The organism is Actinosynnema sp. CA-299493 (genome assembly GCF_050946825.1).
Lineage (GTDB): Bacteria > Actinomycetota > Actinomycetes > Mycobacteriales > Pseudonocardiaceae > Actinosynnema.
Genome location: NZ_CP191993.1, coordinates 3,741,579 through 3,760,774, shown reverse-complemented (window position 1 = coordinate 3,760,774; position 19,196 = coordinate 3,741,579). Strand labels below are relative to the sequence as shown.

Here is a 19,196-nt window from a genome sequence, read left to right as displayed (position 1 = left end):
CCGCCGTTACCCGATGTCCCGCACGCGGTCGAGCCGGGCGCGCCGGGCCGCCCACTCGTCGGCCAGCGCCGCCCGCTCCGCGTGCTGGACGTCCAGCTCGGCCGCGACCGCGTCCGGGTGCGCCGACCCGGTGGTCGGGGTGGCGCGCAGGCTGCGGTCGACGTCGAACGCCTCCGCCAGCAACGCACCCGGCCCCGGCACCACGTGCCCGGCCTCGGCGGCGACGCGCGCCAGCAGGTCCGCGTCGGGCGCGGTCGGCGGCAGGCCCGCGTCGAGCGCCGCGACGACGTACCGACCGGCCAGCACCTGCGCCTGCCGCCACGGCACGCCCGCGTGCAACGTCAACGACGTGGCCAGCGCGAACCCGCCCAGGTACTCCCGCTCGCACGCCGCGCGCATCCGGTCGGCCCGGAACTCCAGCCGGTGCAGCACGGCGGTGAGCAGCCGCACCACCGACCGCGCGGTGTCCAACGCGTCGTAGAGCTGGACGCCTGCCTCCTTGGACACCTCGACCAGGTTCGTGTACGGCGTGCCGCGCTGGCCGAGCACCGCGTCCACGTGGCACGAGGTGAGGTGCGCGGTGCGGCCGCGGATGCGTTCCAGCACCGGGAAGTTCTTCTTCTGCGGCATCGCCGAGGAGATCCCGCTCAGCTCGTCGGGCAGGTCGACGAAGCCGAACCCGGCGCCCGCCCAGGTGATCAGGTCGGTGGCGAACCGGCTGGTGGTCACGCCGAACAGGGACAGCTCGGCGGTGATCTCGGCGACCCACGCCCGCGAGGCCACGTCGGTGAGCGCGTTGCGCCCGGCGGCGGCGAAGCCGAGCAGCCGAGCCATCCGGTCGCGGTCCCACGGCAGGTTCTGCCCGGTCATCGCGCCCGCGCCGAGCGGGCAGGCGTCGATGCCGTCGTAGGTGTGCAGCAGCCGGCGCGCGGTGTGCAGCAGCCGGCCGGACTGCGCGGCCAGGTAGAAGCCGGGCGTCATCACCTGCGCGGCCTGGTAGTGCGTGTGGCCGGGCATCGGGGTGGTCAGGTGCGCGGCGGCCAGGTCGTGCGCCGCCACCGCCAGCCCGAGCAGCCCGTCGGCGAGGTCGACCAGGCGTTCACGGGCGAACATCAGCTGCGCGCAGGCTTGGAGGTCGTTGCGGCTGCGGTCCACGTGCCAGTGCGGCGCGGGGTTCGACAGCCCGGCCTCGACGTGCCGCTCCACCGCGAAGGCGACGTCGGACAGGTTCGCGGCGGGGTCGGCGGTCAGGGTGTCCGGCCCGATCGCGGCGAGCAGGGCGTCCACCTCGTCGGCCTGCCCGGTCGTGAGCACGCCCATCCGCCGGTACTCCGCCACCAGCACCCGTTCGACCGCGACGTAGTGCGGCAGCAGGTGGCGGACCTCCCGCTCGAACTGCGGGCGCAGCACCTCGTCGTGGAGCAGGTCGGCCGGATTCGCGGCCAGCCGACCGGTCAGCGCCGTCACGCGACGCCCTGGGACATCTTTCGCCGCAGGCTCAGCGGGCGCATGTCGGTCCAGACCTCGGCGATGTGCGCCAGGCACGCGTCCTTCGTGCCGGTGACGCCCTCGGCCCGCCACCCCGCAGGCACCTCCCGGTCCGCGGGCCACACCGAGTACTGCTCCTCGTCGTTCACCACGACCGCGTAGGTGCGGGTGTCCTCGTCCTCGCGCTCGGCCATGCCGCCCACTCCCTCTGCGTCGTCACCAGGTCCGGCCGCGTCACCCGGCACCGCCGAGCAGCGCCCGCACCTCGTCCTCGGACATGTCGTCGATCTTCGCCACCAGCAGCCGCTCGATCTCCTCGGCCAGCTCCGCCACGGTCGGCGTGCTGAACACCGTGCGCACCGGCAGGTCGACGTCGAAGCGCTGCCGGACCCTGGCCGAGAAGCGGGTCGCCATGAGCGAGTGGCCGCCGAGGTCGAAGAAGTCGTCCCGCGCGCCGACGCGGTCCAGGCCGAGCAGGTCGCGCCACATCCCGGCGACCGCCTCCTGCGCGGGACCTTCGCACGGCACGTACTCGGCGTCACCGCCGCGCGGCCGGGCTGGTGTCGGCAGCCGCGCCCGGTCGACCTTGCCGTTGGGGTTGAGCGGCAACGCGTCCAGCACGACGACCACCGACGGCACCATGTGCTGGGGCAGCCGGTCGGCCACCAGGTCGCGCAGCTGCTCGGGTTCGGGCGCGCGGTCCGGTTCGGCCGGGGTGGTGTAGGCGACCAGGTGGTCGTCCTCACCGAGGCGGCGCAGCACCACGACCGCGTCGCGGACCAGCGGCGAGCGGCGCAGGGCCGACTCGACCTCGCCCAGCTCGACCCGCATGCCGCGGATCTTGACCTGGTGGTCGTCCCGGCCGACGAACTTGATCCTGCCGTCGGGCCGCCGGTAGCCGCGGTCGCCGGTGCGGTAGAGCCGCTCACCGGGCGAGAACGGGTTCGGCAGGAACGCCCGCGCGGTCGCCACCGGGTCGCCGAGGTAGCCGCGGGCCAGTCCGACGCCCGCGATGTGCAGGTCGCCGACCTCGCCCACCCCGACCTCCCGGAAGTCGGCGTCGAGCACGTGCACTCGGTTGTTGTCGAACGGCACGCCGACCGACACCGCGCCGGTGTCCGCCGCGTCCGCCGCGCCGCACGTGTGGTTGGTCGAGTCGATCGACACCTCGGTCGCGCCCCACGTGTTGTGCAGGCCGACCGACGGCAGCAGCGCCAGGAACCGGCCGGTGGTCCCCGGCGACAGCGCCTCGCCGCTGGAGGTCACGTCGCGCAGCGCCGACAGGTCCCAGCCGCCGCGCTGCTCCAGCTCGTCCAGCAGCATCGTCAACATGCTCGGCACCACCTGCAGGTACACGCTGCGGTGCGCTTCGAGTGCGTCGAGGATCGCCCGCGGGTCGCGGTGCGCGCCGGGTTCGAGGACGGCCACCCGGGCGCCGACCGTCAGCGGCCAGAACAGCTCCAGCGCCGAGTCGTCGAACGTCAGGGTCGTCTTGTGCAGCACGGTGTCGCCGGGCCGCAGCCGGTGCTCGCGCTGCGACCAGGTCATCCGGTTCACCCAGCCCTCGTGGCTGCTGGCCACGCCCTTCGGCACACCAGTGGAGCCGGAGGTGAAGTAGACCGAGACGAGGTTCCCGCCGCACGCGCGCCGGTCCGGCCGGTCGGTCCGGGGCGGCGCCGACGGCGACACCGCCGCCACGTCGCCGGGCAGCAGGGCGCGATAGCCGTCGGCCACCACGCAGACCCCGGTCCGCGCGACGGCCGTGATCTGCGCGACGCGGCTCGCGGGCAGCTCGGGGTCCAGCGGCAGGTAGGCCCCGCCCGCCTTGAGGATCGCCAGCAGCGCGACCACCATCTCCACCGACCGGTCCACGCACAGGGCCACCACGTCGTCCAGGCCGACACCGGCCTCGACCAGCCGGTGCGCCAGCCCGTTGGCCCGCGCGTCCAGCTCGGCGTAGGTGACCCGCTCGTCGCCGAAGACGACGGCGGTGCGGTCGCCGGAGTCCGCGACGCGGTCCTCGACCAACTCGTGCAGCCCCCGGTGGGCAGGAAAGGCCGAGTCCGTTCGATTCCAGTCCCCAGGCACGATCAACCCGCCCCTCATCGCGACAGACCGGGGCGGGGCAGCCTCGACCGCCACCGTTCCCCAAGAATGTGATCAGCCGGCGCGGAATGTGCGCCAGCCGCCCCGCCCAGCTCCCCAGAACCTTCCCGCCGGTTTCCGGCAAGTGCGATCAAACACTTCCTAGCACAGGCCACCTCACGTGGCAACGACCCGTAGCGGACGTCAGGACCAGCCGTGCAACCCTTGCGCGAGCACGATCTTGCGTGTAGTCGAAGCGCCGCGCAGACGCATGTTGACCCGCGCCGACGGTCGGGCATACTGGCTTCGGCGTCACGTCCGCGAAATGAAGGGTAAAAGGGTGCGACCGACCCCGGCGGAGGAAATTCGAAAGTCGTTCGTCAACTGCTCGAAAGGCGAAGCGAAGAAGCTCACCCTGCCGGCCGGGCTCGATTCGCAGGACTGGGCGGGAACGGACTTCCTCGGTTGGGTCGACCCCCGTGCGGTGAACAACGCCTACCTCGTGCTGCCCTGGGACGAGGGAGTGGTGGGCGTCGTGCTGCGCGCGAACAACCCGCCGAAGAGCTCGCTGAGGTCGTCCACGTGCGCGTTCTGCCTGACCACCCACGTGCAGTCCGACGTGGGGTTGTTCGCCGCGCCGAAGGCGGGCGCGGCCGGTCGCAGAGGCAACACCGTCGGCACGTACGTGTGCGCTGACCTGGCCTGTTCCGCCTACGTGCGGCGCAAGCGGCGGCCGTCGGCGCCGCAGCCCGCCGAGACGATCGGCGACGACGAGCGGATCGCGCGGATGCTCGGCAACGTCAACCAGTTCGTCGCGAAGATCCTCAGCTGAGGATTTCCGGCGCACGTCCTCGCGGGGGAGAATGTGACCCAGGAAGAAATCCGGATGGCGGCCACGAGCACGCCGCTGTCCCCCGCGCAGCACGGGATCTGGTTCACCGAACAATTCGACGGACCCACCAGCGTATACCACATGTCGTTCGCCCACCGGTTGCGCGGACCGCTCGACGCCGATGTGCTCGACGCCGCGTTGTCGGCGTTGGTCCGACGGCATGAACCATTGCGCACCCGGATCGACCTGAGCGACGGCGAACCGCGACAGGTTGTGCTGCCGGAGGCCCACGCATCCGCCAAACGGGTCGATTTATCCGGGCACCCGGATGCCGAGGCCGAGGCCGCCCGAGAAAACGAAGATCACGTTCTACGGCCTTTTCGACTGGACGCGGAGAACCCGTTCCGGGTACTGCTGGTGCGATTGGCGGATGACCACCACATCCTTTCGGTGGTGCTCCACCACATCTGCGCGGACGGCCTGTCGCTGCCGGTCTTCTGCGGCGACCTGGCCGCGTTCTACCGCGGCGAGCCGCCACCGCCGCTGCGCGACAGCTACACCGCGCACGTGCGGCGCGCGTCCGCCGAGCCGCCCGACGTCGAGGCCCTCGCCCGGTGGCGCGAGCGGCTGCGCGGCGCCCCGCCGCTCGCGCTGCCCACCGATCGGCCGCGGCCCCGGATCCGGTCGCCGCGCGGCGGGCGCGTCCCGCTCACCGTCGACCCGGACCTCGTGCGGCGCGTCCGGGACTGCGCGCGGCGGCACGGCGCGACGCTGTTCATGGTGCTGCTGGCCAACTTCTTCGCCGTGCTGGCCCGGCGATCCGGGGTCGACGACCTGAGCGTCGGCGTGCCGCTGTCCGGTCGCGAAGGTCCGGACGAGGAAGCCCTGATCGGCCTGTTCACCAACACCGTCGTGCTGCGCGTCGACGTGTCCGGCACGTCCGGGTTCACCGGGCTGCTGCACCGCGTGCGGTCGGCCGCGTTCGACGCCTACGACGACGGGCATGTGCCGTTCCAGCAGGTGGTGGAGGCGGTCTCACCACCGCGCGACCTCACCCGGACCCCGTTGTTCCAGGCGGTGTTCACCGTCCAGGACTTCGCCGAGGACGACCTGCGGCTGCCCGGCGTGACCGCCACCCCGGTGCCGCTGCCCAGCCGCACCAGCGAGTTCGAGGTGGAGCTGGAACTCGCCTGGGACGGCGCGGGACTGGTCGGCTTCGCCGCCTACAGCACCGACCTGTTCGACCACGCCACGGCCGCCGCGCTGGCCGACGACTACCTGACCCTGCTCCGCGAGCACCTGGAGGATCCCCGGTGAGCATCACCGCCGAGCTGGCACGGGTCGCCGACGCCACACCGGACGCGCCCGCCCTGCTGGACCGCGACCGCGAGCTGACGTTCCGGCAGCTGCTGGCCGAGGTGCGGCGGATCGCGGGCGTGCTGACCGCGCACGGCGTGCCCCGCGGCGCGCGGGTGGCGGTGCCGGCCGAACGGCACTGGAGCACCGTCGCCGGGGCGCTGGGCGTGCTGCACGCGGGGGCCGCGTACCTGCCGGTGTCCCCTGGCGACCCCCGGGACCGCCTGCGGTCGGCGCTGAGGACGGGTGGCGCCGTCGCGGTGCTCGCCCGGGACGCCACCCTCGCCGCGCTGGCGCCCGTCCTGCACGGTCTCGACGTGACGCCGGTGTCGTTCGAAGGGCGCGCCGACGAGTCCACCCCGGACGTCTCGCCCGACGACCTCGCCTACCTGATGTTCACCTCGGGGTCCACCGGCGTCCCGAAGGGCGTCCTGGTGCCGCACCGGGCGGTGCTGACCGCGGGCACGGCGCTGCGCGAGCGGTACGGGATCACGCAACAGGACCGGGTGCTGAACCTGACCCCGCTGATCTGGGACACCAGCGGCGAGGAGATCTACCCGACGCTGTTCGGCGGCGCGGCCCTGGTGTGCGACGACCGCACGGCCGACGCGTCCATGGCCACCCTGCTCGCCGTGGTCGCCGACCGCGACGTCACCGTGGTCAACCTCGCCACCGCCCTGTGGAACGAGCTGGTGGACCACCTGGTCACCACCGGCGAGCCGCTGCCGGCGAGCCTGCGCCTGGTCGTCATGGGCGGCGAGGAGGCGAGGGCCCGCACCGTGCGGTTGTGGTCCGAGCACGTCCCGGAACACGTGCGGCTGGTCAACGCCTACGGCCAGACCGAGACGGTGATGGTCACGCACGCCGCCGACATCGGCGGCCTGGTCGGCCGCGCCCTGCGCGACACCGACGACGTGCCGATCGGCCACGCCCTGCCGCACATCGAGGAGATCCTCACACCGCGGGAGGGCGGCGTCGCCGAGCTGTCCGTCGCCGGACCCACCGTCGCCTGGGGCTACCACCGGCGCCCGGACCTCACCGCCGAGCGGTTCGCCCCGAGCCGCGCCGGACGCGCCTACCGCACCGGCGACCTGGTGCGCACCCGCCCGGACGGCGGCCTGTCGTTCATCGGCCGCGGCGACCGGCAGCTCAAGGTGCGCGGGGTCCGGGTCGAACCGGCCGAGGTGGAACGCGCCATGACCGCGTGCCCCGGCGTGACCACCGCGACCGTGTTCGCCGTCGACGGCGAGCACCCGACGCTCATCGGCGTCTACCTGCCGTCCGCGACCGACCCGGCCACCCCCGCCGACGTGATGCGCGCGTTGGAGGCACGCCTGCCCCGCACCATGCTGCCCCACCACGTCCACGCCCGTTCGTCCCTGCCCCTCACCGCCACCGGCAAGGTCGACGTCGCCGCCCTGCGCACGGAGTTCACCTCCCGGCCGCCCGCACCGGTCGAGGACGACGCGCACGACGTCCTGACCCACGTCGAGGCCGCGTACCGGGAAGTGCTCGACGCCCCGGTCGACGCCGACTCGTCCTACTTCGACCTGGGCGGCGACTCCCTGGTCGCCGTCCGACTCCTGACCCGCCTGCACCAGCGCGTCGGCGTCCGCCTGGGCGTGCGGGACGTCTTCGAACACCCCACACCACGCCTGCTGGCGAAACTGGTCGAGGCGCGCACCACCGGCTGAGCCGCCCGCGCTGTGCGCCCACTCGACACCCGGTGGATCCGTGCCGTCGCCGGGCACGGGGTGGTGCGTCCGGGAGGACGTGCTCCCGGACGCACCGACGTGCTCAGGCCACGGCCGCGTCACACGGTGAGGAGACGGCCGCGGAGGCGACGCTGGTGGTCGACTCCGTGATGGGCGGGCCCAGGGAAGCGGGCCGGTTCCCGTCGCAGGTGCTGGTCCGCAGGCTGTCGCCCCGGAGGGTGGTGAACATCAAGTACTCGTCACCGACCTGCAGGTAGACCAGTCCGCACGCCGTCGCCACCCCGTAGGTCCCGACCACGACGACGTCGGGGACGTCGCCCTTGTACTCGTCGCCGACCTTGAAGGTGTAGCGAAGGTTGCTCTGCGACTCGTAGACCTTGCCGATCACCTCACCGGCGAACACGTGGGTGGCACGCGCGTACCGCTCGGGCTCCCCGCCGGGCAGGCACTGGCAGGCACTGGCCGTGCCGACGACCACACCGGCCAGCAGACCGACCACCAGGATCGACACACCGGCCACTCGGGTCAGAAAACGCAAGAACACCACAAGACCTCCAAAGCGGAGCAGGACCCTTTGTCGGCGGTGTGCCCCCACGGTAGCTGCCCGGAGGCCTGTCGAACCATACGACCGCCCGCACGCAGTGACGCCGCCGCCGCTACCTCCTGCTCGACAACCTGATCACCATCGACGCCCAGGGCATGATGACGGTGACGGAGCGCGGCCGGGACCGAGGCACGCCAACCCACTCGGTCCCGGCTGCACGAGCGGTGAGAGACGTTCGCGCTGGAGCAGAATGCCCGGCACGCCCGGTGGACGCGTCCGGTACCGGACCGCGCGGCGACGTAGGTGCTCATCGCACCAGCGGGTGTCGGCGTCACCGGGCGTGGCGCCACCAGAGGCGGCCGACGACGAGTTCTTCGAGATCGCGGATGATGGAGGCGGTCCGTTCCGGAGGGTCGCGGCGGTCGAGCGCGACGCCCAGGTCGGAGGTGAGGTAGGCCGCTTCGCGGACCTCGCACTGCGTGCGCAAGTCCTCGGGGGAGGTCGCCGACGCGCCGGCGATCACGTCGAGGACGGCTTCCCGGTGCCGACCGCTGAACCGGGCCAGGAAGAACCAGTCGTCGACCGGATCGCCGAAGCGAGCCCATTCGAAGTCCAGCAGCGCGGTCACGGTCCGGTGGTGCGCGAGCCAATTGCCCCAGTGGCAGTCCGCGTGGACCGGGACGGCTGCTCGTGCGTGCAGCGGTGCGCGCTGCGCGATCGCCGCCAGACCGTCGAGCACGCGGTGGGGGACGGCAGCGTCACGGTCCCGGGCGGCGAGGTTCTCGATCCCGGCTTCGAGCGCGGCCCGACCGGTGAACCCGCCGTGGTCGACGGGCTGCGCGAGTGTTCGCGCCGCCTGGCCGGCTGGTGTCCAGTGGTGCAGTTCGTCGAGCCGCTGGACGGCTTGCTCGGCCAACCGGCGGGCGGTCGCGCCGTCCACTCCGGGCATGCCCATGCCCGGTGACGTCCCCGGCACGCGGGTGTAGCAGGCGTAGCGGACCTCACGCCCGCCCAGTCGGTGGAGCCCGCCGGCGAGCAGCGGAGCCGTGAGGCCGGTGGGCAGGTGGGGTGCGAGCGCGATCTCCCGGTCCAACCGGGCGTGGCCGGCCGCGTCGATGATCTTCACGATGACGTCGGCGCCGACGAACACGTGGTGAGAACTGCTGTCGACAACCACCACGGGACCAGGGTCACGGCCCAGTGCCCCTTCCGCGATCGCGCGAGCGGCGCCGGTCCCGAAAGCCACGGTTCAAACCCTGTGCCCGCGTTCCCCGGGGCCGCTCATCGTTCGCACAGCGGTGAGCGGGTCCCGCCCGTGGAGCACGGCAGGAAATGCTCGCGCAGCACCACGCCGGCCGCGGCGTCGCCGCCGAGGAACCGGAGGAACGACGCCACGTCCTCGTCGGGCGCGCCGAGGGTGTGCAGGCGCAGCACGCTCCAGAACGGGTAGGCGCCGGCCTCCGCCAAGCCGAAGTCCGGCTCCCGACCGTCGATCTTGACCCGGATGACGTGCGAGAACGGCGTGGCGTCCGAAGTCACCGCATAACCGACCGCGCCGTCGACCCGGTCGACCACGTCGAGCACCTCCTCCGAGGTCGAGCGCTCGCACCGCACCACAGGCGCCGGTCGGCCGAGGTTCTCGCAGTCGTCCGACGTGACCCGCGGGTCGGGCGCGCCGAGCCGCTCTTCGAACTTCGACCGCAACGTCGACTGCCAGTTCCGGCCGACGATGCGGATGGGCACGTCCCGTCCGCCCAGCGCGGACCAGCGGCTGTGGGCGCCGGTGAAGACCTCCCGCAACTGCTCCGTGGTGAGCGTCGTGATGCCGACGCCCTCGTTGACCACCACGGAGTACAGGCCGACGGCCACGGGGGTCGACGTCACCTTCGGGTCGGTGACGGTCTCGTCGGAGATCACCGCGAGGCCGGGGTTCGCGGTCGGCCACTTGTCCACGTCGAAGAACGGCCAGTTGGAGTCGTTCACCCAGATCGCCGTCGACGGGCACTTCTCCTTGTACTTGCCGGCCAGCGCGCGCAGGGTCGGGCCGAACGCGGTGTTCCCGACCACCGTGACCGTCCCGGTCGCGCAGTCGTCACCACCGGCCGTGGCGGCGATGCCGAACCACGTCGCCGCGGCGGCCAGCACGGCGACGGCCGGGTACGCGGCCAGTCGCCACCGGGTGCGCCGTGCCGGTGGCAGCGCCACGTCGTCGGTCGCCTCGCCGGTCCGGGGGCCGCGCGGGCTTCGGGCGACACGCAGGTCGCCGGTGACCTGGCCGCTGCGGGTCGGGCGCTGCCAGGGCGTCTCGGCCACGACCCGCTGGTAGACGTACCGGTACAACTCGTCGGCGTCGACGTGCCCGTCGCCGTCGAGGTCGGCGTCACCGGTCGAGAGCCCTTCGACCAGTGCGCGGGTGAAGTAGGAGCTCCTCGGTTCGCCCTCGACGTCACCGCCGCGTTCGTAGGCGTACTCGATCGCGGTGGAGGCGGCCATGACCGCGCAGCCCTGCGCCGGTTCGATCTGGTGCACGACGTCCACGTCGCCGCCGCCGGACTTCGGCGTCCGCCCCGCGGGGAACGCCCCGCCGAAGCAGCAGTCCAGCCAGACCAGCACCTGCCGCGCCCGGCAGTGGTCCACGAGGTCCCGCACGAACGCCGCGGACACGCCCGTGGCGGGCAGCAGGTCCCGCCGGGTGTCCACGGCCGCCAGGTACAGCTCGCCCGACACGTCCTTCACGCCGTGGCCCGAGAAGTACAGCAGCACCACGTCGTCCAGGCCCGCCCCGGCGAACACCTCGTTCACGCGCCGCCGGATCCGGTCCGCCTTGGTGTCGGCCAGCACCTCGACCCGGAAGTCGCCGATCCCGGGATCGGCCAGCACCTTGGCGAGCCGCCGTCCGTCGTGGCGCGGCGCGCGCAAACGGGGAAGGTCGGCATACCGATCGGCAGTGATCACCAAGGCGGTCCGCATCAGGCGATCCTAGTGAGCCACCAAGCGGTTCCCGCTTCATCCCAAGGGACAGATCAGGTTTTCGCGCCGCGCCCGTCTGTACCTGTGAGATCGACTCACTGGAGGCTGACGCCATGCGAAAACTGACCTTCGCCATGAATGTGACCCTGGACGGCTACACCGCCGCGCCCGGCGACGACCTCGGCTGGAGCGGAGGTGAGGGACCGGACTCGTCACCGGGCGACGAGCTGTTCCAGTGGTGGTCCGACCGGGTGGCGGCGACGGGCCTGGCGCTGTACGGGCGCAAGCTGTGGGAAGCGATGAGTCCCCACTGGCCGACCGCCGACCAGCAGCCCGGCGCCACACCGGCGGTGATCGAGTACGCCCGCCGCTGGCGGGACATGCCCAAGGTGGTGTTCTCCTCGACGGTGAACGAGGTCGACTGGAACACCCGCCTGGTCACCGGCGACGCGGTCACCGAGATCACCCGGCTCAAGGCAGAGGACGCCGGCCCGATGGACATCGGCGGCGCGACGCTCGCCGGGGCGGCTATGCGCGCCGGGCTGGTCGACGAGTACGTGCTGGTCACCGTGCCGGTCTTGGTCGGTGGCGGCACGCCGTTCTTCACCGCGCTGGACAGCTGGGTGAACCTGGCCCTGGTGGAGACCCGGACGTTCCCCGGCGGCGTGGTGCTGACCCGCTACGAGACGAGGCGATGAGCACGGGCCAGACCGTGGGCTCGTGAGGGAACCTGCCCCCGGCACCTTCCTCGCGTTCCGAACGAGCCGTTGACCGATTCGCCGGAGATGACGATGGGACAGGTGTGATCACAGGGCCGGGGGCAGGTCCAGCCACGGTTTGTCGGTGGCGTCGAATCCGATGAGCTCGGCGATCTTCCCGTCGACGACGCGCAGGACCGCGATGGCGAACAGCCGGTGCTCCGGGTCGTCGGGAGTGCGGAGGTACAGCGCGGCGGCAGGCATGCGGTTGACCGTCGTGGCGATACCGCGCCAGTCGTCGTGGCCGCGCTGGAAGAGCCCGCCGGAGACCCAGCCGTCCACCGCGTCCTCGGCCGTCATGACCGAGGTGCCCGACTCTGGCAGCATCGCGAAGCGCAGGTCGTGGCGCAGCAGGGACATCAGCCCGTCGAGGTCGTTGCGCTCATGGGCGTCGATGTACGACTTCACCACGCCGCGCTCGTCGTTCGACAGCTCGTGGGTGGCGGGGCCCCGCCAGTCGAGGCGGCGGTCGGGCAGCTGCGCGCGCATCGTCACGCGCGCCCGTTGCAGTGCGCTGGTCACCGATGCGACGGTCAACCCGAGGGCGTCGGCGGCCGTCGATGCCGGCCAGCCGAGGACGTCGCGCAGGATGAACACCGCCCGCTGCCGCGGCGGCAGGTGCTGGACGGCGACGATGAACGCCAGCTCGATCGTCTCCCGCGCCACCACCGATTCCTGCGGGTCCTCGGGGAGCACCCGGTCGGGGTACGGCTGCAGGTACAGCACCTCGGAGGCGGAGTCCGCCAGCCCGGACGGCACGGGTGTGCGGTCGTTGCGCTTGTCCAGGAAGTCGAGGCAGGCGTTCGTCGCGATCCGGTACAGCCAGGTCCGCAGCGCGGCGTGGCCCTTGAACGACTCCCGCTTGTTCCACGCTCGCAGGAACGTCTCCTGCGTCATGTCCTGGGCGTCCTCGTAGTTCGCGAGCATCCGGTAGCAGTGCACCTGCAGCTCACGCCGGTGGCGCTCCGTGATGAGCGCGAACCGCGCCGTGTCGCCTGAGCGGGCCGCCGCGATGAACGTGGCCTCGTCGGCGCCCAGCGGTGTGGCGTCGGTCATGGTCGTCAATCCTTCCACCGGTGCGAGGGGCTGCCAGAACTGACGACGTGGCGGAGGATTTCTGATCGGCGAAGCCGCTGACACCGGGCCGTTCGCCACCCGACTCCGAACGACCGGGGGAGGATCATCGCCATGACCGACGAGTGGCACATCGCCGATTCCTACAGCGACGCCAACGTGCTGTTCCGCGTGCTGCGGCACGTCGGCTGGGGTGATCTGGTCAACGTCGGCCACTTCACCGTGCCGACGTTGCCGCTGCTCGTGGGCGGGGTGGGGTGGTTCCAGCGCAGGTTGCTGCGGCGGTCGCTGGCGCTGCTGGACGCACGGCCGGGGCACCGGGTGCTCGACGCGTGCTGCGGGCGGGGTCTGTCCACCGCGCTGCTGGGTGAACGCGGCTGCGACGCGGTGGGGCTGGACGTGCAGCCCGAGCAGGTCGCCGAGGCCCGCCGGCGGTTCGGGAGCAGGCCGAACACCCGGTTCGCGGTCGCCGACGTCACCGCGCCACCGCCGAGCGCGGACGGCGTGGAGCTGGCTGACGGCACGTTCGACCGGGTGCACTGCCTGGAGGCCGCCTTCCACTTCGGGCCGGACGGGCGGCGGGCGTTCCTGGCCGAGTGCTTCCGGCTGCTGCGGCCGGGCGGGCGGCTGGTGCTGGTCGACTTCACCTGGCGGGATCCGGACCCGACCACGATCGACAACGTGGACCCGGACCGCGTGGTCCGGACCGCGTGGCACTTCGAGCAGATCGAGCCCCTGGCCCGGTACACCGGGAAGGCCGCCGACGCCGGTTTCACCGTCCGGGCCGTGCACGACTGGACGCGCCCGGTGCTCGGACTTCCGATGCGGCTCGCCCGCCCGGCGCTGCGCGTCACGTCCAGCGAGGCCGGCCGCCGGGCGTTGCGGCTGCGCTGGCCGGGACTGCGCGACCTGACCCGTAACGACTGGCGGCGCGTGGACGAGAGCGTGCGCGCCCACCTCGTCTGGGGCGCCGCCTGCCGCTACTCGGCGCTGGTGCTGGACAAGCCCATCGCCCGGTGACCGTCGTCCGGCCGCGCACGTCGGGCCGGAGCCCTGACCTCCAGGGTCGCTGTTGCGGCAGAAGGTCTATAACGCCTGCGGCGGGAGAGGAGCGGGAAGCGCTCCTCTCCCGACCGACGTCGTCAGGCGACGTTGTCCGGTGAACGGTCTTGCTCGGCGTGCTGTGCCACCAGTGCCACGACGTCGGTCACGGCGTGGTCGCGGCGGAAGACCCGTCGCTGCCGGCTCGCACCGTTGCCGTCCGTGACCAACTCGCCCACGAGGGTCTTCACGGCCTGCAAGTCACCCGTCGTGGTCAGCGCGGGTTCGACGTGGCGCAGCAGGCGGTGCAGCAGGTCGACGGCCGGAACGGGCCGGATGGTGTCGAGGTCGACGCCCACGCCGTCCAGTCCGTCACGCGCGGCCCGCCAGTACGCCATGCGCAGCGCGTCGTCGCTGACCCGAGGTGCTTCGACACCGTCCTCGATGGACTGCAACGACGTCATGACCAGCGCCCGAACCAGAGCGGCGAACAGCACGGCTTCATCCACGGTGGACTGCACATCGCTCACCCGGACCTCCACGGTGGGCAGGTGGGAGGACGGCCGGATGTCCCAGTAGACCATCTTCTCGTCGAGCACGCTGCCGGAGCCGACGGCCATGTCCACGGCCGACTCGTAGTGCGCGAGCGACTCGAAGTACGGCGGAGCGCCGGCGCACGGCCAGCGGCCGACGATCACCGACCGCCAACTGGCGTAGTCGGTGTCGACGCCGTGGTGGATCGGCGAGTTCGCGGTGAGCGCCAGCAGCACGGGCAACCACGGCCGGACGTGGTTGCAGACCTGGACCGCGGTCTCCCGGTCGGGCACCTCGACGTGGACGTGGCACCCGCACACGACGTTCTCGGGCGCGAGCTGCCCGTATGCGTTGTTGATCCTGTGGTACCGCGGGTCGTCGGTGATCGGCGGTCCCGGTGCGTCGTCGGCCAGGGCCGTGCCCACGGCGAGCAGGTTGCCGCCACACCGCGCCGCCGCCTCGGCGGCGTTGGAGCGCAGGGACGTCAACTGCTCGCGCACCTCCGCCATGGTCCGGCACACCGGCGTGTTGATCTCCACCTGCGCCCTGGTCAGCTCCAGTTCCAGCGCACCGCCCAGATCGCCGGCCACCTCGACGACGTGGGCGCTGATCGGGAGCAGGTGCCCGGTGGACAGGTCCGCCAGCAGGAACTCCTCTTCCACGCCGACTGTCGGCACACCGGGCACACCCGGATCCGCAGACCACAGCACAGGGGAAAACGACGCCATCGCCTGCCTCGCTCACACGTTTGATCACCACCGGTCGGGACCCGGGTATTACCCGCGGTCACCAATTGCAAACCGATAGCCCGTTCAGACCATGGACGGATGACAAGTCGACACGATCCGCCACATTCCCGACACCGAACCGCTCCGGTCGACTCACTGCCCTCCGCGAGACGGTCGGTAACCCGCGTTGGGGGCTCCCCCAGGCATGCCGGGTTGGACAGGCACGCCCGGCGTGCCCCCGGCGGCGCAAGGGCAGTCCCGCCGCCGCCTGCCACCGTTCCACCCCGATCACCGGTCAGAGTGACGCCCATCCGGACCCGACACCTCCATCGACGCGCTGATGGAGGCCTCGAAGTGCGACCAGCAGCTCAGAGGTCGAGCACGTGCCGGGCACGGGCCTTCGAACGTCACACCGAGCCTGCTGTTGCTCCATCGCGATGGCGAAGGTGATCGGAGGTGCGGTTCGGCCCGCGGTCGTACGGGCTCGCCGCTCTCCGGCCGATCTCCCCGCCACCACGGCGATTGTGGGCCGGCCGCCGGTGCGCTGACACCGAGGTTCGCGGTCTGCGTGTCCCACCGCAAGCCGTTCAGCCGATTGAGGACGGACGAGCCGGTCGCGAAACTCGACCCATCCATCAGTTTCGCGAGAACGGGATCCTCATGCGTCTGCGTTCACTGATCGTCATCGTTGTCGGCGGACTGTTCCAGGGCGCGACCGTCGTGCAGACCAAGGTCCTGCCCGCCGCCGACCTCACCGCCTGCCTCACCCCACAGGGCCTGACCAACGTCAGCGGCACCGTCACCGTCACCGCCGCCCGGTGAACCGGCCAACGATGGAAACGGACAACCGCTCCGACGGTTCGAAGAACACCGCCTGGGCGAAGGCTGCCTTCTCCGCCACGACCGCGCTGATCGCGTCGTCCCTGCTGTTCTCCTCATCCTCCGCACACGCGGCACCGGTCGATCTCCTCTGCACGGAGAACGAGTCGGTGTCCTACTCCCCCGGTCTGCTGACCGCACCACGGCCGGTGGACGTCGACGTGCACAACGTCCTGTCGTGCACGTCCTCCACCGACCCGGCCGTGACGGGAGGGTACGTGCGGGCAACCGTGCGCGGCCTCAACCGATCGTGCACGACCCTCGCGGCGTCCGGCAGCGGCTCGTACACCATCACCTGGAACACCGGAGAGACCAGCACGATCAGCTACAACCGGTCCGCCACCTACGTCCTGGGCACGCTGGTCATCACCGAAACCGGGACGGTCACCGCGGGCAAGTTCACCGGCGACTCCACCACCCACGTCGTCGAACTGCTCACCCTCGACCTCCTCGCCTGCCTCACCGAACCCGGGCTCACCACCACCTCGGGCGTCGGCACCTACGTCTTCGCCTGACGGACCCGCCGAACACGCCCGACACGCCTCCGCTCGCGTCGTCGAACCCAACAGCGACCGGGTGATTGCGCACCACGAACCGCCAGCACGGGAACGTGAGGCACCGATCACGAGGCTGCATTGACGTCGTTCGCAGCGGCTTCGTAGTCACTCGCAACACCTGGAGCTGCTTTGTGCGACGATCCCCGGGAGACACGATGGCCGAAACATCTGCTTTCTGGGTACATGGTCAAGCTGGCGTACCCCAGGCGCCGCCACCCTCGTGGATGACCTTGGGCGGGGGACCAGAGGTAACGCTTGCCGACGGCAAGGACCTGTGGGTTCACTTCCCGATCCCAACGCCAGTCCTCCTCAAGGGCAAGCGGGCAACCCTGCGCAGAGTCCATGTTTTGTATTTCACATCCAATGAGCACAGTAAAATCGGTAACGTGCACGTCCGTGATGGATACCCCAGATTTCTACCAAAAGACGATCTCGGCTGGTGGGGGGACCACTCGACAGGACTCGGAGGACCTTGGACGACGGTCGAGGTTGGATGGGACGGCATCAACTGGGGGATTGGCGTCTCTGTGCGTCTTTTCGTCAGGGCACCCCCTCTGGATTTTTTCGGCTAGCTGCGGTCGGCGCCGACTTCGAGCACAACTGGTGAGCCTCCCGCACTGGCTGATTTCTTTTCATTTCTAAGCTTGCCTTTTAAGGTCTCGGTCGGCGACGCGTGCCCCGGTTTATCACGGAAACAGCTCCTGGCTGATCATCACTCTTGCGGCAGAATGATGTTCGACCAAGGGCTGCGTGATCGGTGTGCACCATCTCGACCGCAAGCGGTCCCTCGGGGTGTTGTCCGCGTTCCGGCGGGAGTTTCACCGGTGTCTGACCCGTCGGGCGGACGGGTTGTTCGAACTGGCCGACACCGTGCTGGGCGCCGACGGGCCGGTGCGGACCCTGGTCGGACCTGTCGTTGGCACCCGAGCATCGACGAGGGCACGGCGGCCTCCATGACGCGGTCAACAACGGCCGAATCGACCCGGATCGGTTACGCGACGCGTTGGCCGGGCTGCCGCTGCCCCGTGCGGCGGACGGTCGCCTGGTGCTCGCGGTGGACGTCTCGCCCTGGCTGCGTCCCGGACGGCGACACCTGTCCGGGTCGCTCGTTCTGCCACGTCTACGGACGCGGCAAGGCGAGCACCGCATGGTCCCAGGATGGCCGTACTCGTTCGCGGCCGCGTTGGAGACCGGCGGTACCTCGTGGACGGCGCCGCTGGACGCGGTCCGGTTACCACCCGGCGCGGACGTCGCCGCGGTGACCGTCGCCCAACTGCGCTGGGTGGTCGAACGACTGATCGCCGCCAGCCACTGGAAGCAAGGCGACCTGGCTATCCTGGTAGTGCTCGACGCCGGCTACGACGCGCCTCGCATCGCATATCTGCTCGATGACCTGCCGGTGCACGTGCTGGGGCGGATGCGGCCGGACAGGGTGCTGCGCCGCCCGACCCCACCCCCGATCCACAACCCTTTGGGCGAACGCTTTCCCAAGCACGGCGGCGAGTTCGTCTTCGGCTCACCGACCACCTGGGACACCGAGGACGTGCTGACCCGCACCGACACCCGCCTCTGCGGCACCGCCACCGCACAAGCCTGGAACCGGCTGCACCCACGACTGACCCGCCGCAACGCCTGGATCGACCACACCGCCCGTTCGAGCAGAACCTGGGTTGGACCCGACCCGGCTGCGTTCACCCGAGGGCCGCCGACCGCTGGACCTGGCTGATCCTCGCCGCCCACGCCCAACTCCGCCTGGCCCGCCCACTGGTCGCTGACCTGCGCCACCCCTGGGAACGACCCACCGAACCCGCCAAGCTCACCCCGGCCGCGTCCGGCGCGGGTTCCGCGACCTCCACACGAAGATCGCCCGCCCAGCAGCACCCAGACCTGTTCGGCCCGGCCCAGGGCGACCGGCCGGATCGAAGAATCGTGTTGTCGCGCAACGCTTCGACGTCGGACTCGTCCTGGCCGCCGTCCAAGCACACACCCGACCGGCCCACCACAAGAAGGGCACCAAACCTCGCCGAACAGGTTAAAGACAAGCTAATAGTGCGGCCACAGGGTTCCCACAACCACAAACAGGGCGGGATTCGACCAGGGTGCGCAGCGCGACCGCCGTGGATGTCGAGCAGGTGGTTCTCCGGCCGTGGTCCGGCCGCCTGCTTCGTTCCAACCTCCCGCCCGTCAACCCGTCCGGGCCTGCGGCTGGGCCGGTAGCTGTGGGACGGGCGTCACGGTTGTTCGTCGAGGGCTACCTCCAGCGCCGTCCGGTACACCATCGGATTCGCCCGGACGTGCAGTTGCTCGTCGTCCATCAGACGTTGTACGGACGCTCGCCATTCGGGCTGCTTGCGCGCGTTCGCCAAGTCCGTCCCCGTCGCCCACTTGACGACGTTCACGAAGCGGAACCGCGCTTCGTCGGCCAACGCCTCGAACATCTGCGCGCCCTGGAAGCCGGGTTGCCTGGACATCACTTCGGCGTTGTCCTGCCAGCGGCGTTTGAAGCGGTCCGACTCCGCTACCGGGACCTCGAAGATATTGATCATGGTTACGCCGGTGTCCACCACCGCGTCGGTCAGCACCACCGCGCCCACGGTCGAGTGGATCAGGTTCGGTTGCTCGTTCATGGGGTTCC

The 19,196-nt window shown here is 71.1% G+C and carries 18 protein-coding genes and 1 pseudogene; 10 read left to right on the top strand and 9 right to left on the bottom strand.

Going from position 1 to position 19,196, the window contains the following annotated elements; translation table 11 throughout:
• Window positions 1–6 precede the first annotated feature (6 nt).
• Genes ACQPYE_RS16870 through ACQPYE_RS16860 form a run of 3 tightly spaced genes read right to left on the bottom strand, consistent with a single transcriptional unit; the run spans window position 7 to window position 3,516 of the window.
• Window positions 7–1,467: an argininosuccinate lyase gene (locus tag ACQPYE_RS16870; protein ID WP_498722259.1), complete on the bottom strand. Its 1,461-nt coding sequence runs from the start codon at window positions 1,465–1,467 to the stop codon at window positions 7–9.
• A complete protein-coding gene (locus tag ACQPYE_RS16865) occupies window positions 1,464–1,682 on the bottom strand; it encodes an MbtH family protein (protein ID WP_498722258.1) in 219 nt (72 codons plus the stop codon). Before ACQPYE_RS16865 ends, ACQPYE_RS16870 begins: the two co-directional genes overlap by 4 nt.
• Before the next feature lie 40 nt (window positions 1,683–1,722).
• Window positions 1,723–3,516: a non-ribosomal peptide synthetase gene (locus ACQPYE_RS16860; protein WP_498722257.1), complete on the bottom strand. Its 1,794-nt coding sequence runs from the start codon at window positions 3,514–3,516 to the stop codon at window positions 1,723–1,725.
• Window positions 3,517–3,913: 397 nt separating this feature from the next.
• On the opposite strand from ACQPYE_RS16860, the gene ACQPYE_RS16855 reads away from it, so the two are divergent.
• The 4 genes and pseudogenes from ACQPYE_RS16855 (at window position 3,914) to ACQPYE_RS16840 (ending at window position 7,455) form a co-directional block, all read left to right on the top strand.
• On the top strand, window positions 3,914–4,405 hold the full coding sequence (locus ACQPYE_RS16855) for an FBP domain-containing protein (RefSeq protein ID WP_498722256.1): 492 nt from the start codon (window positions 3,914–3,916) through the stop codon (window positions 4,403–4,405).
• A 54-nt stretch (window positions 4,406–4,459) separates the two neighbouring features.
• The gene (locus ACQPYE_RS16850; protein WP_498722931.1) at window positions 4,460–5,722 is read left to right on the top strand and encodes a condensation domain-containing protein; all 1,263 of its coding nucleotides are present in this window, start codon (window positions 4,460–4,462) and stop codon (window positions 5,720–5,722) included.
• Window positions 5,719–7,152 (top strand): annotated as a pseudogene (locus ACQPYE_RS16845) (amino acid adenylation domain-containing protein); the annotation flags it as partial. The gene ACQPYE_RS16850 and the pseudogene ACQPYE_RS16845, both read left to right, overlap by 4 nt.
• A gap of 117 nt (window positions 7,153–7,269) precedes the next feature.
• The gene (locus tag ACQPYE_RS16840) at window positions 7,270–7,455 is read left to right on the top strand and encodes an acyl carrier protein (protein ID WP_498722930.1); all 186 of its coding nucleotides are present in this window, start codon (window positions 7,270–7,272) and stop codon (window positions 7,453–7,455) included.
• A gap of 103 nt (window positions 7,456–7,558) precedes the next feature.
• On the opposite strand, the gene ACQPYE_RS16835 is transcribed toward ACQPYE_RS16840, so the two are convergent.
• The 3 genes from ACQPYE_RS16835 to ACQPYE_RS16825 form a co-directional block, all read right to left on the bottom strand.
• Window positions 7,559–8,020, bottom strand: a complete 462-nt coding sequence (locus tag ACQPYE_RS16835) for a hypothetical protein (RefSeq protein ID WP_498722255.1) — start codon at window positions 8,018–8,020, stop codon at window positions 7,559–7,561.
• 331 nt (window positions 8,021–8,351) lie between these two features.
• Window positions 8,352–9,200: a phosphotransferase family protein gene (locus ACQPYE_RS16830; protein WP_498722254.1), complete on the bottom strand. Its 849-nt coding sequence runs from the start codon at window positions 9,198–9,200 to the stop codon at window positions 8,352–8,354.
• A gap of 101 nt (window positions 9,201–9,301) precedes the next feature.
• The gene (locus tag ACQPYE_RS16825) at window positions 9,302–10,990 is read right to left on the bottom strand and encodes a caspase, EACC1-associated type (RefSeq protein ID WP_498722253.1); all 1,689 of its coding nucleotides are present in this window, start codon (window positions 10,988–10,990) and stop codon (window positions 9,302–9,304) included.
• A 113-nt stretch (window positions 10,991–11,103) separates the two neighbouring features.
• On the opposite strand from ACQPYE_RS16825, the gene ACQPYE_RS16820 reads away from it, so the two are divergent.
• On the top strand, window positions 11,104–11,688 hold the full coding sequence (locus ACQPYE_RS16820) for a dihydrofolate reductase family protein (RefSeq protein WP_498722252.1): 585 nt from the start codon (window positions 11,104–11,106) through the stop codon (window positions 11,686–11,688).
• A gap of 108 nt (window positions 11,689–11,796) precedes the next feature.
• Here the strand turns inward: ACQPYE_RS16820 and ACQPYE_RS16815 are convergent, their stop codons facing one another.
• Complete coding sequence (locus ACQPYE_RS16815) at window positions 11,797–12,804, bottom strand: RNA polymerase subunit sigma-70 (RefSeq protein WP_498722251.1); 1,008 nt, start codon at window positions 12,802–12,804, stop codon at window positions 11,797–11,799.
• A gap of 132 nt (window positions 12,805–12,936) precedes the next feature.
• Between ACQPYE_RS16815 and ACQPYE_RS16810 the strand changes: the two genes are divergently transcribed.
• Complete coding sequence (locus tag ACQPYE_RS16810) at window positions 12,937–13,842, top strand: class I SAM-dependent methyltransferase (RefSeq protein WP_498722250.1); 906 nt, start codon at window positions 12,937–12,939, stop codon at window positions 13,840–13,842.
• Between the two features lie 122 nt (window positions 13,843–13,964).
• Here the strand turns inward: ACQPYE_RS16810 and ACQPYE_RS16805 are convergent, their stop codons facing one another.
• The gene (locus ACQPYE_RS16805; protein ID WP_498722249.1) at window positions 13,965–15,074 is read right to left on the bottom strand and encodes a carboxylate-amine ligase; all 1,110 of its coding nucleotides are present in this window, start codon (window positions 15,072–15,074) and stop codon (window positions 13,965–13,967) included.
• 711 nt (window positions 15,075–15,785) lie between these two features.
• Here ACQPYE_RS16805 and ACQPYE_RS16800 point away from each other — a divergent pair.
• The 4 genes from ACQPYE_RS16800 (at window position 15,786) to ACQPYE_RS16785 (ending at window position 18,287) form a co-directional block, all read left to right on the top strand.
• A complete protein-coding gene (locus ACQPYE_RS16800; protein ID WP_498722247.1) occupies window positions 15,786–15,947 on the top strand; it encodes a hypothetical protein in 162 nt (53 codons plus the stop codon).
• A gap of 11 nt (window positions 15,948–15,958) precedes the next feature.
• The gene (locus ACQPYE_RS16795; protein WP_498722246.1) at window positions 15,959–16,519 is read left to right on the top strand and encodes a hypothetical protein; all 561 of its coding nucleotides are present in this window, start codon (window positions 15,959–15,961) and stop codon (window positions 16,517–16,519) included.
• 197 nt (window positions 16,520–16,716) lie between these two features.
• Window positions 16,717–17,133, top strand: coding sequence for a DUF6623 family protein (locus tag ACQPYE_RS16790; protein WP_498722245.1), 417 nt, complete (start codon window positions 16,717–16,719; stop codon window positions 17,131–17,133).
• A gap of 344 nt (window positions 17,134–17,477) precedes the next feature.
• On the top strand, window positions 17,478–18,287 hold the full coding sequence (locus tag ACQPYE_RS16785) for a transposase (protein WP_498722244.1): 810 nt from the start codon (window positions 17,478–17,480) through the stop codon (window positions 18,285–18,287).
• Between the two features lie 505 nt (window positions 18,288–18,792).
• Here the strand turns inward: ACQPYE_RS16785 and ACQPYE_RS16780 are convergent.
• Window positions 18,793–19,188, bottom strand: a complete 396-nt coding sequence (locus tag ACQPYE_RS16780) for an antibiotic biosynthesis monooxygenase family protein (RefSeq protein ID WP_498722242.1) — start codon at window positions 19,186–19,188, stop codon at window positions 18,793–18,795.
• Window positions 19,189–19,196: the final 8 nt, after the last annotated feature.